General features: G+C 62.8%; 14 protein-coding genes. 9 read left to right on the forward strand and 5 right to left on the reverse strand.

Annotation, left to right across the window (positions count from 1 at the left end; translation table 11 throughout):
* Nucleotides 1-38 precede the first annotated feature (38 nt).
* The 3 genes from ELX51_RS07455 to ELX51_RS07465 are packed head-to-tail and all read left to right on the forward strand — an operon-like array spanning nt 39 to nt 2,631.
* Nucleotides 39-1,058 (forward strand): DNA-directed RNA polymerase subunit alpha, encoded by a 1,020-nt coding sequence (locus tag ELX51_RS07455; protein WP_127752923.1) that lies wholly within the window; start codon nt 39-41, stop codon nt 1,056-1,058.
* Between the two features lie 32 nt (nt 1,059-1,090).
* Nucleotides 1,091-1,516: a 50S ribosomal protein L17 gene (gene rplQ, locus ELX51_RS07460; RefSeq protein ID WP_127752924.1), complete on the forward strand. Its 426-nt coding sequence runs from the start codon at nt 1,091-1,093 to the stop codon at nt 1,514-1,516.
* A 44-nt stretch (nt 1,517-1,560) separates the two neighbouring features.
* A complete protein-coding gene (locus tag ELX51_RS07465) occupies nt 1,561-2,631 on the forward strand; it encodes an NAD-dependent epimerase/dehydratase family protein (RefSeq protein ID WP_127752925.1) in 1,071 nt (356 codons plus the stop codon).
* A 65-nt stretch (nt 2,632-2,696) separates the two neighbouring features.
* On the opposite strand, the gene ELX51_RS07470 is transcribed toward ELX51_RS07465, so the two are convergent.
* Complete coding sequence (locus tag ELX51_RS07470) at nt 2,697-3,878, reverse strand: type III PLP-dependent enzyme (protein ID WP_164854793.1); 1,182 nt, start codon at nt 3,876-3,878, stop codon at nt 2,697-2,699.
* 194 nt (nt 3,879-4,072) lie between these two features.
* Here ELX51_RS07470 and ELX51_RS07475 point away from each other — a divergent pair, with 194 nt between their 5' ends.
* Together ELX51_RS07475 and ELX51_RS07480 are read left to right on the forward strand one after the other, a co-directional pair.
* Entirely contained in the window at nt 4,073-5,536 is a 1,464-nt protein-coding gene (locus ELX51_RS07475) for a Do family serine endopeptidase (RefSeq protein WP_248305278.1), read from the forward strand.
* 9 nt (nt 5,537-5,545) lie between these two features.
* Nucleotides 5,546-6,874, forward strand: coding sequence for a replication-associated recombination protein A (locus ELX51_RS07480; RefSeq protein ID WP_127752927.1), 1,329 nt, complete (start codon nt 5,546-5,548; stop codon nt 6,872-6,874).
* On the opposite strand, the gene ELX51_RS07485 is transcribed toward ELX51_RS07480, so the two are convergent.
* Nucleotides 6,871-8,022: a patatin-like phospholipase family protein gene (locus ELX51_RS07485; RefSeq protein WP_127752928.1), complete on the reverse strand. Its 1,152-nt coding sequence runs from the start codon at nt 8,020-8,022 to the stop codon at nt 6,871-6,873. The two genes, ELX51_RS07480 and ELX51_RS07485, sit on opposite strands and share 4 nt — an antisense overlap.
* 123 nt (nt 8,023-8,145) lie before the next feature.
* On the opposite strand from ELX51_RS07485, the gene crcB reads away from it, so the two are divergent.
* From crcB to ELX51_RS07505, 4 genes are read left to right on the forward strand one after another with little or no spacing between them, the layout of a single operon-like run.
* Nucleotides 8,146-8,529 carry a fluoride efflux transporter CrcB gene (gene crcB, locus ELX51_RS07490; protein ID WP_127752929.1) on the forward strand — a complete coding sequence of 128 codons (384 nt, stop codon included), beginning with the start codon at nt 8,146-8,148 and terminating at the stop codon, nt 8,527-8,529.
* Entirely contained in the window at nt 8,526-9,515 is a 990-nt protein-coding gene (locus ELX51_RS07495) for an RluA family pseudouridine synthase (RefSeq protein WP_127752930.1), read from the forward strand. Before crcB ends, ELX51_RS07495 begins: the two co-directional genes overlap by 4 nt.
* On the forward strand, nt 9,512-10,195 hold the full coding sequence (locus ELX51_RS07500) for an HAD-IA family hydrolase (RefSeq protein WP_127752931.1): 684 nt from the start codon (nt 9,512-9,514) through the stop codon (nt 10,193-10,195). The genes ELX51_RS07495 and ELX51_RS07500 overlap by 4 nt, the downstream gene beginning before the upstream one ends.
* Nucleotides 10,179-10,958, forward strand: coding sequence for an ATP12 family protein (locus ELX51_RS07505; RefSeq protein WP_127752932.1), 780 nt, complete (start codon nt 10,179-10,181; stop codon nt 10,956-10,958). The genes ELX51_RS07500 and ELX51_RS07505 overlap by 17 nt, the downstream gene beginning before the upstream one ends.
* Here ELX51_RS07505 and folK read toward each other — a convergent pair.
* From folK to folP, 3 genes are read right to left on the reverse strand one after another with little or no spacing between them, the layout of a single operon-like run.
* The gene (folK, locus tag ELX51_RS07510; protein ID WP_127752933.1) at nt 10,955-11,389 is read right to left on the reverse strand and encodes a 2-amino-4-hydroxy-6-hydroxymethyldihydropteridine diphosphokinase; all 435 of its coding nucleotides are present in this window, start codon (nt 11,387-11,389) and stop codon (nt 10,955-10,957) included. The genes ELX51_RS07505 and folK overlap by 4 nt on opposite strands.
* Complete coding sequence (gene folB / locus ELX51_RS07515; protein ID WP_127752934.1) at nt 11,389-11,775, reverse strand: dihydroneopterin aldolase; 387 nt, start codon at nt 11,773-11,775, stop codon at nt 11,389-11,391. Before folB ends, folK begins: the two co-directional genes overlap by 1 nt.
* A 1-nt stretch (nt 11,776) precedes the next feature.
* Nucleotides 11,777-12,643, reverse strand: a complete 867-nt coding sequence (folP, locus tag ELX51_RS07520) for a dihydropteroate synthase (protein WP_127752935.1) — start codon at nt 12,641-12,643, stop codon at nt 11,777-11,779.
* Nucleotides 12,644-12,681 lie beyond the last annotated feature (38 nt).

A 12,681-nucleotide genomic window follows, 5' to 3' on the forward strand; every position in this document is an offset into this window, starting at 1 on the left:
GGCCGGGCGAGGGCCGCGATTTTGAAAGGACAAGAACCGTGACGATCCAGAGGAACTGGCAAGAACTGATTAAGCCGACCAAGCTGGAGATTGTTTCGGGCAGCGATAACGCGCGCGTGGCCTCGGTGGTTGCCGAGCCGCTTGAGCGCGGTTACGGGCTTACCCTTGGTAACGCCCTGCGTCGCGTGCTGCTGTCGTCGCTTCAGGGCGCGGCGGTGACGGCAATCCAGATTGATGGCATTCTGCACGAATTCTCCTCGCTGCCGGGCGTGCGCGAGGACATGACCGATCTCGTCCTCAACGTAAAGGAAATTGCGTTGAAGATGGGCGGCGAAGGCCCCAAGCGCCTGCAGCTGACGCGGCAGGGCCCGGGCGCTGTGACTGCTGGCGACATCAAGGTCTCCGGCGACATCGAAGTGCTGAACCCCGATTTCGTGATCTGCCATCTTGATGATGGCGCCGAGATCAATATCGAGTTCACCGTGAATACCGGCAAGGGCTATGTCCCGGCCGACAAGAACCGTCCTGAAGACGCACCGATCGGCTATATCCCGGTCGACTCGCTGTTCTCGCCGGTTCGTCGCGTGTCCTACAAGGTCGATGCCACCCGTGCTGGTGAATCGCTCGACAAGGACAAGCTGACGCTGCAGGTGGAAACGAATGGTGCGATCTCGCCGGATGATGCCGTGGCTTATGCCGCTCGCATTCTGCAGGATCAGCTCTCGGTGTTCGTGAACTTCGAAGAGCCCAGCAAGGAAAAGGCGCAGGATTCCGTGCCCGAGCTGGCCTTCAATCCGGCGCTGCTCAAGAAGGTCGACGAACTCGAGCTTTCGGTGCGTTCGGCCAACTGCCTCAAGAACGACAACATCGTTTACATCGGCGACCTGATCCAGAAGACGGAAGCCGAGATGCTGCGGACCCCGAACTTCGGCCGCAAGTCGCTCAACGAAATCAAGGAAGTCCTGGCACAGATGGGGCTTCATCTCGGAATGGACGTCAACAACTGGCCACCCGAGAATATCGATGACCTCGCCAAGCGCTACGAAGATCATTATTGATCGCGCGCTGCCAAGCACTTTAGGAGACCACCATGCGCCACGGTAATTCAGGCCGCAAACTCAACCGTACGGCCAGCCATCGCAAGGCGATGTTTGCCAACATGTCCGCCGCGCTGATCAAGCACGAGCAGATCGTCACCACGCTTCCCAAGGCCAAGGACCTGCGTCCGATCGTCGAGAAGCTCGTCACCCTCGCTAAGCGCGGCGACCTGCATGCCCGCCGTCAGGCTATCGCTCAGATCCGTGACGAAGGCCAGGTTGCCAAGCTGTTCGCAGTGCTCGGCCCGCGTTATGCCGAGCGTCAGGGCGGCTATATCCGCATCATGAAGGCCGGCTTCCGCTATGGCGACAATGCGCCCATGGCCGTGATCGAGTTTGTTGATCGTGACGTCAATGCGAAGGGCCAGGACAGCGGCCCGGTACAGTATCGCGACGAAGACGAGTCCGAAGCCGCGTAAGCGCTCAGACCCATAGACTTTTAGAAGCGGCTGCGGTTCACTCCGTGGCCGCTTTTGTTTTGGGGGGAACGATGGCCAAGGGTATGGTTGTAGTTACGGGCGCCAGTGGCTTCGTGGGGAAGTACGTTCTGGCGGATCTCATAACTGCCGGTTATCGCGTGCGTGGGACCGTACGCGACCTCACCAAGAGCGATGCAGTTCGCGAGGCGGTATCTTCCATAACGGGCCAGTCGGTTCGCAGCGAACTCGAGTTGGTCCAGGCAGATCTCCTGGACGATGCGAACTGGTCCGAACTTCTTTCCGGCGCTGACGCGGTCATGCATGTTGCCACGACAGTTCTGGCCATCGAGCCTAAGGACCCTGATCTGGTTGTGCGCCCCGCCGTTGAGGGCACGGAACGGGTGCTGCGATTTTCCGCTGCAGCTGGCGTCAAGCGCATCATTATGACGTCATCACTTGCCACGATCGGCTATGGCCTTGGTCACACCAGCGGCAAACGGGTCTACACCGAAGCTGACTTCACGCGGCTCGAAGCGCTGGAGCATCCCTGGGCCTACTGCATCGGCAAGACCCGGGCGGAGCGTGCTGCCTGGTCTTTCGCCCAGGCCAATGATTTGCATCTCACCACTATCCATCCCGGTGCCATTCTCGGGCCGGCGTCCGATCCCGATACCAGCGTATCGCTGGGCTTGGTGGTTAACTTGCTTAGCGGGGCCACCCAGGCGGTCATCAACACTGGATTCGCCATTGTTGATGTGCGTGACGTTTCGGCGATGCACCTGGCGGCTCTGGAAGATCCAGCTTCAGTGGGCGAGCGCTACATCGCTGCCGATGGATATACTCGCTTTGAGGAGGTCGCGGCCATCCTTCGCCGTCACTACCCGGATTGCCCCATTACGGATCGCGTGCTCCCGGACGAAGTCCTGCTAGCCATGCTGAGATCTGGTGGCAGCTCCAGCCAGATCATCAATGATATCGGCAATGAAAAGCACTACGATGGTGCCAAGGGCAGGGCGCTGCTGGGGCGTCCTTATATCTCGCCGGAAGAGGCGGTGCTTAGTGCGGCGCGTAGCGTTATCGAGCTCTGCATGGTCCAGCCGACGCAGGCCGCCTAGCCGATTCGGAGTCCCATCTGCGTCAGTAAAAGGCCGCCTCGGGTGATCGAAGCGGCCTTGTCAATTCATTCCGGCTGGACATCCTTGCCGGTATAGACCTCTTCGACCCAATACTGGTCGCGGCGATCAAAGCCGTTGAAGGGGGTCAACGAGGCCTGGGTGTAGGCGCCCATCAGGCCGAACTCGATCCAGTCGTCTTCATCGATATCGGCGGGCAGGGTGAACACCTGGGGCAACACGTCATAGCTGTCGCAGGTTGGGCCCCAGATGGTGAACTCAGAGAACTCCGCATTGTTGTCGTGCACCCGCGCACCGCGCCACACCCGCACTGGGGGAGTAAAGTGCATGAACTTCACTTCCATCAGCGAGCCATAGGCGCCGTCATTGACATAAACCGATTGGCCGCCACGCTGATGCTTTACCCGCAGCAGCAGCGAGGTGGACGAGGTCACGAGGGCCCGACCGGGCTCGATGATCAGCTCAGGGCGATTCTTGTTGCCGAAATGATCCTCGACCGCGGTCGAGATCGTTTCGAAATAATAGTCCATCGGCGGCGCTTCGCTGGTCGGGTAGGGGGCGGGATAGCCGCCACCGATATTAAGGCGTTTCAGCTCGATCCCCGCTTCGTTCACGATGCGCGATGCCGCCGCGATGTGACGCTCATAGGCATAGGCGTCTTCGCACTGCGAGCCGACATGGAAGCACAGGCTCGGCGTATAGCCCATCTGCTCGACCATGGTGACGATCTCGGCGGCGCCTTGCTCCATCACGCCGAACTTGATGCCAAAGTCATAGGACTTGAGCGCCTTGCCCGCCTTGAAGCGCGTGGTGACTTCCACATCGCGCGACGGCGACACCACTGACGCAAGCTGATCGAGCTGCTGGGGATGGTCGATGGTGAAGGAGCGAACGCCGAACTCCTCATACGCCCGCACGATTTCCCGCTTGTTCTTGATCGGGTTGTTGTAGTGCATTGCTGCACCCGGCGCATAGTCGCGCACCAGCTCCATCTCTCGATTGGAGGCAACGTCGAATGCTTTGAGCCCTTCGCGGTGCAGCTGCGCAATGATGTGAGGCGAGGGGTTGCACTTGACGGCATAAGTCAGCAGCCCGTCAAAGCCCTTGCGAAACACCTTAGTGGCCTTGTGCAACTCCCGCTCCGAGAACAGAAATGCCGGAAAATCCGGAGCTTCCGCAGCGATCAGCGCGGAGGTATTGGGAAACACGTGTTTCGGCTCAGTGGTCATTGACGACTTGCCTTTCCGGCACAGGAGAGAGGGGGGAGGTGAGCGCTGCATATAGGGTGCCACGCCCCCCAATTCAAACCTTTATTTGCATTGGATTTATCTGCTGGTCGCTGTGCCATTTTGACGACAAAGTCTGGGCGTTTCGCTGCCCCTCCGCGGCCCCCGGGCCGCACCCTTTGCTGGAGTTTTGCTGGATGCGTGTGCAGGCTTGGATCGGGGCTGGTTTGGTGCTTGGAGCTCTGGCTCTGGGCGGGACAATGGCTTTGGCTCCACTACAGCAAGCCTCCATGGCGCAAAGCCAGGATTTGACAGAGGCGCCTGCCACTCGGCAGGTGCCCCAGAGCGAGGGGCAGCTCAAGCTCAGCTTCGCACCGGTCGTGGCGACGGTCGCCCCTTCGGTGGTCAATGTTTATGCGACCCGCATCGAGCAGCAGGCTACATCCCCCTTTGCCAGCGATCCATTCTTCCAGCGCTTCTTTGGCGGGCGCCAGTTCCAGAGCCGCCCGCGCGAGAGTCGCTCGCTGGGCTCTGGCGTAATTGTGGATGCCAGCGGCGTCGTGCTCACCAACCGCCATGTGATCGAGGGCGCCACTGATGTGCGTATCGCCCTTTCCGATGGCCGTGAGTTTGCAGTCGACATCGTCGTCGAAGATGGCCAGACTGATCTGGCCGTCCTGCGCGTGCGCGACCCCGCTTCCGTGACCTTCCCCGCTATCACCTTTGCCGATTCGGACGGGCTCCTCGTTGGCGATCTGGTGCTCGCCATCGGCAATCCCTTCGGTGTCGGGCAGACGGTGACGAGCGGCATTGTTTCCGCCCTGGCCCGCACCGGCGTGGAAAGCAGCGACTACGAGTTCTTCATCCAGACCGATGCGGCGATCAATCCGGGCAATTCCGGCGGCGCTCTTGTCGATCTCGACGGCAAGCTTGTGGGCATCAACACCGCCATTTATTCGCAGACCGGCGGCTCGGTGGGCATCGGCTTTGCCATTCCCGCCAACATGGCGCGGCTGGTGGCCGATGCTGGCGTCGCCGGTGGCGAGATCGTGCGCCCCTGGTTTGGCGCCAAAATGCAGACAGTGACCGCTGATATCGCCAAGAGCCTCGGCATGCCCGCACCGCATGGGGCGCTCATCACCGAAGTAGCGCCCGGCGGGCCGGCCGAACGCGCCGGCTTTGCCTCGGGCGATGTGATTGTGTCGGTGGACGGCATCACTGTCGATGATCCCAGCGCCTTCAACTTCCGCCTCGCCACCAAGCCAATCGGCACCCAGACGCAGCTTGAGCGCCTGCGCGGCGGCAACACCCAGGCCATTGCCTTCACTGTCGAGACTGCCCCCGCTGCCGGACCGGACAAGATCGCCGACATCAGTGGCAACACCCGCTTTGCCGGCACCAGCGTGCGTCAGCTTGATCCGGCCCTTGCCGAAGCCAAGGACCTGCCTTACGACGCCAAGGGTGTGCTGATTACGGCGGTTGAGCCCGGCTCGCCTGCCGATCAGATGGGTTTGCGAGTGGACGACATCGTGCTGTCGCTCAACGATATCAGCATGGATACTGTGCAGGCCTTCACCAGTGCCGTCGCGCAGCGCGTCCGCACTTGGCAGATTATCCTCCAGCGCGACGGGCGGGTGTTGCGCAGCATTGTCAGCGGCTAAAGGAGCCCCATGGCCGATCTTTTCGCCACCCCGACCGACCAGTCCGCCGAGGATCGCGCCCGCCCTCTGGCCGATCAGTTGCGCCCGCGCAGCCTCGATGAGGTGATCGGGCAGACCCACTTGCTCGGGCCCGATGGCACGCTGCGCCGCATGATCGCCTCTGGCCGGCTGGGGTCGCTGATCCTGTGGGGTCCTCCGGGCACGGGCAAGACCACCGTCGCGCGCCTGCTCGCCGATCAGATCGGCTATGAGTTCGAGCAGATTTCGGCGGTGTTTTCCGGCGTGGCCGATCTCAAGAAGGTGTTTGAGCGGGCCCGCTTCGTTCGCCTTTCCGGCAAGAAGACCCTGCTGTTCGTGGACGAAATCCACCGCTTCAATCGCGCCCAGCAGGATGGCTTTCTGCCGGTGATGGAAGACGGCACTGTGGTGCTGGTCGGCGCCACGACCGAAAATCCCAGCTTTGAGCTCAACGCCGCCTTGCTCTCGCGCAGCCAGGTCCTGCGCTTCGAGTCGCTCAGCCTCGAAGATCTGGACAAACTCGTCGGGCGTGCCGAAGCGTTGGGTAGCGCTGCACTGCCGCTGGAGCCCGATGCCCGGGCAACGCTTCTAACCCTTGCTGATGGAGACGGCCGCGCCTTGCTGGGCTTGGTGGAAGAAGTGCTGGCCTCGGCCAAGCCGGGCGAGATTCTTGATGCCGCTGCCCTCCTGACCGTCGTGCAGCGCCGCGCGCCCATCTACGACAAGGCTCAGGACGGGCACTACAATCTCATCTCGGCGTTGCATAAGACCGTGCGCGGCTCGGATCCGGATGCGGCGCTTTACTATTTCGCGCGCATGCTCGACGCCGGCGAAGATCCACTGTTTCTGGCCCGCCGCCTCATCCGCATGGCCGTGGAAGACATCGGCTTGGCCGATCCGCAGGCGCTGCCGCAGGCCGTCGCAGCTCGTGACGCTTACCAGATGCTGGGTTCACCGGAAGGCGAACTCGCCCTTGCTCAGGTCGTGGTTTATTTGGCTCTCGCGCCCAAATCGAACGCCGTCTACACGGCCTTCAAGGCCGCCACCAGCCTTGCCAAGTCAACCGGCTCGCCCATGCCGCCGATGACCATTCTGAACGCGCCGACCAAGCTGATGAAGGGCTCGGGCTATGGCGACGGCTATATCTATGACCACGACACGCCCGAAGGCTTTTCGGGGCAGGAGTATTTCCCCGAAAAGCTTGGACGGCAGAGCTTTTATCATCCGGTTGGCCGGGGCTTTGAACGCGATCTCGGCAAGCGGCTGGACTATTTCGCGCGTCTGCGTGCTGAAAAGGGGGCGCGCGAGGAGAACGACTAGTCCTCCTGCTGCCACACGCCGGCCTTGCCGCTTTCAAAGCCATAGTTATAGAGCGCCACCAGCCATTGCGGGCTGCCGAACAGATTATCCGTGCTCGGGAACTCCGGCGGAATAGCCGTAAGGCTGTAGTCGATGCCGCTTTCCGCCACCATTGACGAAAGCACGGCGATGTCGCTGCGTCCGCGATACTTCAGCAGGGTCGGGATCGAGCGCCCCAGGATCGAGGCGCTAGTCATCTGCACCGGCTCGCGGGTGGGAGCGATGGTGCCGTTGTAGATGACATAGAGGTGCCGGTTGCGGGACGCGGCGCCGGGCAGCCCATCAAAACCGCCGGGCAGCAGAACCAGGTTCTGCGTCACCCCGCCATCCACATGCAGCTCGTCATAGCCTCTGCCGCCTGCAGCAACATTGATCAGCACAGGCGGATAAATGCCCGGGACCGCCGCCGAGGCCAGAATGATCTGGCGCACCAGCCGCAGCTTGTTGGGAATGGCACTGACGGCGATGGCGCCGATATCCCACACCACCGGCCGCTCGGCATCCAGATTGGTGGTCCCGATCAGCAGGCGCCGTCCTTTTTTGTGCTCAATGGCAATCTCATCAAGGGCCTGTGCATCGACAAGGCGGGCAATGGCATTGATGAGCGGGCGGTTGCTGGCGATCGAGGGCGCGCCCAGCACGGCTGAAACGAAGTCGAGGGCGGGTGAGCGCTGCAACGCCAGATCGGCGAAGATCGCCTGCAGCCGGCTGTCATAGCGCGGGCCAAGGAATGCCATGGGCGCGATCATGGCGCCGACGCTGATGCCGGTGACGACCTCGAATTGCGGCCGGTCCCCGCGGGCCGTCCAGCCCACCAGATAGCCCGCGCCATAGGCGCCATTGATGCCGCCGCCCGAAAGCGTCAGGTAATCGATGCTGCCATCGCCCGCGTCGCGCAGGTCCGCGGCCTTCATCTCGGCGGTTTCGTCGCCCCAATAGCGAATATCGGCGTCAATGGCCGAGCCCGGGATGCCGGCCTGTTCGGTCAGCGCTGCCGGTACGGCCGGCAACCGGCTGCTGATGCTCACGCATCCCGCGAGAGCCAGCATAGCCAGGGCCATCCCCATGGAACGAACGCCGAGCGCAAGCCCCTGATCAAAAACGGTCATTATCTGCCCCAGTCACTTTGTTGCCCAATAGCTGAGACTTGGAACTGTTCCCGTGCCAACACCGGCCTTCTTGCATTTGTTTGAACTGTGGCTAAACCGCCATGGGGAGCAAGGAGCAAGTGCATGAGTGGTTATCTGTTGATTGCCTGCGGCGGCGCTTTGGGTGCGATGGGGCGCTTCGGCGCCTCGACGATTCTGGGGCGTATGCTACCCTCAGGCTTCCCCTTCGCTATTTTGCTGGTCAACATTGCGGGCTCTGTGGCCATGGGGCTGCTGGTGGGCTCGCTTGTGCGCTGGAGCCCGAGCTGGGCTGAGGAAGCGAGGCTCTTTGCCGCAGTGGGCGTTCTGGGCGGTTTCACGACGTTTTCGAGCTTTTCGCTGGACACTTTGACGCTGATCGAGCGCGGCGCACTCCTCCAGGCCGCTCTCTATGTGCTGGCATCGGTTGCTGTTTCGGTGGCGGGGCTGTATCTGGGGCTTTTGGTCACGCGAGGCAGCCTGACATGAGTGCGGTGCAGCAGCGCCAAGTGAGCGGCGATGAAGACGGTATGCGTCTGGATCGCTGGTTTGCGCAGAATTTCCCCCAGCTTGGTTTCGGACGGCTGCAAAAGCTGATCCGCAATGGTGAGGTGCGTGTCGACAAGGGCCGGGTGCAAACCAGCACGCGGCTGTCGGCCGGCCAGACCGTGCGCATCCCGCCCATCGACGATGCCGAAGCGCCACGGCCGCCCAAGGTCAGCAATGCCGACGCGCAGTTCCTGCGCGACCTCATCCTGTATGAGGACGACGACATTTATGTCTTCAACAAGCCTGCCGGCCTTGCCGTGCAGGGCGGCAGCGGCACCAAGCGACACATCGATGGCATGCTCAAGAGCCTGCCCAACAAAAAGGGCGAAGCCCCCCGGCTGGTGCATCGGCTGGACCGCGATACGTCGGGGTGCCTTGTGGTCGCCAAGACCCACGCGGCGGCCAGCCATTTCGGCTCGGTCTTCCGCTCCCGCTCGGCGCGCAAGATCTACTGGGCCATCGTCGCGGGCAATCCTACGCCGCGCCAAGGCGAGATCTCCTGCTTTTTGGCCAAGCAGTCGACCACCGATGGCGAGCAGATGGTGGTGGTGCGCAACGGCACGCCCGGCGCGCAGCATTCCACCAGCTATTATTCCACCACTGATACTGCGAGCCGTCGCTTTGCCTGGGTGACCCTCAAGCCCGTGACCGGCCGCACCCACCAGTTGCGCGTCCACATGGCCCAGCTTGGCACGCCGATCATCGGCGATCCCCGCTATTTCAATATCGAGAACTGGCAGCCCGCCGAAGGCCTGGGGCAGGGGCTTCATCTTCACGCCCGCCGCATCGCTCTACCCCTGCGTGGCGGCAAGCGCCTAGACATCTCCGCCCCGCTGCCGCCCCATATGCGCCAGAGCTTTGAGGCGCTCGGCTTTGATCCCGACCGCTATGATGTTCAGGGCGATGATCCGGAGGAAGCGGCATGACCCTTGTCATGTTCGACATGGATGGCACGCTGATCGACACGCAGGCCCTGATTGCCGAGCACATGGCGCGCACCTTCGAGGATGCCGGTCTGCGCCCACCCACGCCAGCCGAAGCGCGTCGGGTCATCGGCTTGTCGCTGCCACTGGCGCTGGGCCGTTTGGCCGGCAATGATGATCCCGCCATCATCGATCCCATGGTGGACGCCTACAAGGCGCACTATCGCGCCTCGCTCGTAGCCGACAGCAGCCGCGAAGCGCTGTTCCCCGGCGCCCTCGACGCCCTCAACCGCCTGCGCGTGCGCAGCGATACCGAACTCGGCATCGCCACCGGCAAGGGTTTGGCTGGCGTCGAGCGCATCCTGGCGCTGCATGGCATTGCCGGTCATTTCGTCAGCTTCCAGACGCCCGACCACAATCCCTCCAAGCCTCACCCCGGCATGATCCATCGCGCCATGAACGAACGCGGCGCCCTGGCTACCGATACGATCATGGTGGGCGACACCACCTTTGACATCGAGATGGGCAAGGCCGCCGGCGCCTGGGCGATCGGGGTTAGCTGGGGTTATCACGAAGCCGATGAATTGCTCGCGGCCGGAGCCGATATCCTGATCGACACGTTTGATCAGCTCGACGCCGCGATTGAACAGCTGATGGAGCAAGAGCATGCGCGACCAGCTTGAAGACATCCAGAAGCACCTCGATGACGGCTATGGCCGCGCCCAGGAACTCGACAAGGTCGAGCTGCCCCTCCGCTTCTACAAGGACGTGGGCGTCGCTCCGGTTGACGGTGGCTTCGTCGTCACCCTAGATGGTCGCCCCACGCGCACGCCCGGGCGCAAATTGCCCATCGTCGTGCCCGCTGCTGGCATTGCCACCACCATGGCCGAGGAATGGGCGGCCCAGGGCGAGCGCATCGACGCCACCACCATGCCCACCGTCCGCCTGATCAATTCAGCCATCGAAAGCGGTGAGGAATTGGTGCCCGCATTGCGCGCCGAGATCATCAAATTCGCCGGCGGCGATCTGATGCTCTACCGCGCCGAAGCGCCGCGCGAGCTGGTGGCCGAACAGGAAGCCGTTTGGGACAACGCGCTCGTGGCGCTCGCCCGCCATTTTGGCGTCCGCTTCCAGCCCACGGTCGGCATTGTGCACCAGGAGCAACCTGCAGCAACGCTGAGCCGGCTCGCCGAAGAGCTCGAAAGCGAGAACCTGCTGGTGCTGACGGCACTGGTCTCCATCACCGGTCTCACCGGCTCGGGGCTGCTGGCGCTGGGCCTTTGGCACAAGCTCTTTACCCCCGACCATGTCTGGACCGCCGCCCATCTCGACGAGGATTTCCAGATCGGCCAATGGGGGCAGGACGAGGAAGCCGCCTATCGCCGCGCCCGCCGCCGCATCGAGTTCGATGCCGCCGTCGGCGTGCTGGACCATCTGCGCCCCTAACGGCGCCGGCTGGTCAGCCACTCCGTAACCGCGGGCGCAATTTCACGCAGCGGATCCAGCACGAAATCGCGTTCATGGGCATAGCGATGCGGCAAGGTCAGCCTTGCCGTATCCATCTCCAGCCGCTCATAGGCGACGATATCGATATCGATCACCCGCGGCCCCCAATGCTCGAGCCGTTCCCGCCCCATCACCGCTTCGATCGCCTGCAGGGCGTCGAGCAGGGGCAGGGGCTCCAGCGCGGTGTTGATCTCTAGCGCCAGATTAAGAAAATCCGGCTGGTCCGTCTTGCCCCAGGGCTTGGTCGTGATCATGCCCGATTGCGCCACGACGGCGACCCCGTCCGCTTCACCAATCCGCCGCACGGCTTCCGCCAGATTGGCGGGTGCATCGCCCAGATTGGCGCCCAGGCTGAGCCAGGCCCGCGCCATCAGGCGACCGGCCGCTGGCGGTGCAGCTCGATGGCCGCTTCCCCCCGCACCATGGCGATCGGCGCCTCGGGCTTGCGGATCCGCACCACGATCCACTGCACATCGGCAAAGGCTGCGAACACGCCATCAACGATGTTCTGCCCCAGCGCCTCGATCAGATCGACCCGCTTGCCCTCAAAGGCCGCTTTGACCACATCATAGATCTCGGCATAGGAGACCGTCGTGCCGATCTGGTCGGTATATCCGGGCTCCGACAGGTCCACCCCGCATTCGAGGTCCACAAAGAAGCGCTGGCCCAGCGTTTGTTCTTCGCTGAGCAAGCCGTGAAAGCCGTAAAAGCCCAGATCACGCAGGATGATGCGGTCGCCGCTGAATGGCTGGCTCATGTCAATTCGTTCCTTCTGCCGGCGGGCCATATAGCGCCGCTTCCGCGACCCTCAGCGCGTCGCGATGGGCGCGCACATCATGCACCCGGAAGATATGGCCCCCATGGCTATAGGCCAAGACATTGCTCGCGATCGTACCCGCGAGCCGCTCCTCGGGCTCGTTGCCCAGCACCTTGCCAATCATCGACTTGCGCGATGTTCCCACCAGCATGGGCAATTGCACATCGCCCCCGGCGGAACAGGCTGATTGCAGCCGCGTCAGCATGGCATAATTTTCGGCCAGGCTCTTGCCAAAGCCGAAGCCCGGGTCGGCGATCAGCTGCTCACGCCGGATCCCTGCCGCCTCAGCCACCGCAAGGGTGCGCGCCCAATAGCGCTGCATGGCAGCGAATAGATCCTCGTTCCGGTCGCGCGACTTGTCCCAATGCATGGCAATTACCGGCACCCCGTGCAGCGCCGCCACGTCAGCCATGTCCGGATCGCCTTGCAGGCCATGGACGTCATTGATCATCGCGGCACCCGCCTGGATCGCCTGGTCGGCGACCAGCGGCTTGTAGGTGTCAATTGAAATCGGGACCCCGATCTGGGCGGCACGGAGCGCCTCGAGCACCGGCATCACCCGGTCCAGTTCCTCCTGGACGCCAACCAATGCTGCACCCGGGCGGGTGCTTTCCCCTCCCACATCGATGATATCTGCACCCTCGGCCACCATGGCGCGGGCATGCTCCACGGCAGCGTCTACCCGATTGTGCTGCCCGCCATCGGAAAACGAATCAGGCGTTACATTGAGGATGCCCATGATCTTGGCGGTGGGCCCCAAGAGGAGCGGTGGAAGGCCGGGAAGGTCTATCGAGTGGGATGTGTGCATGAAGGGCGCGGTCTCCGGTTCCCCAACCTACCGGTGAG

Source organism: Devosia sp. 1566, from assembly GCF_004005995.1.
GTDB lineage: Bacteria > Pseudomonadota > Alphaproteobacteria > Rhizobiales > Devosiaceae > Devosia.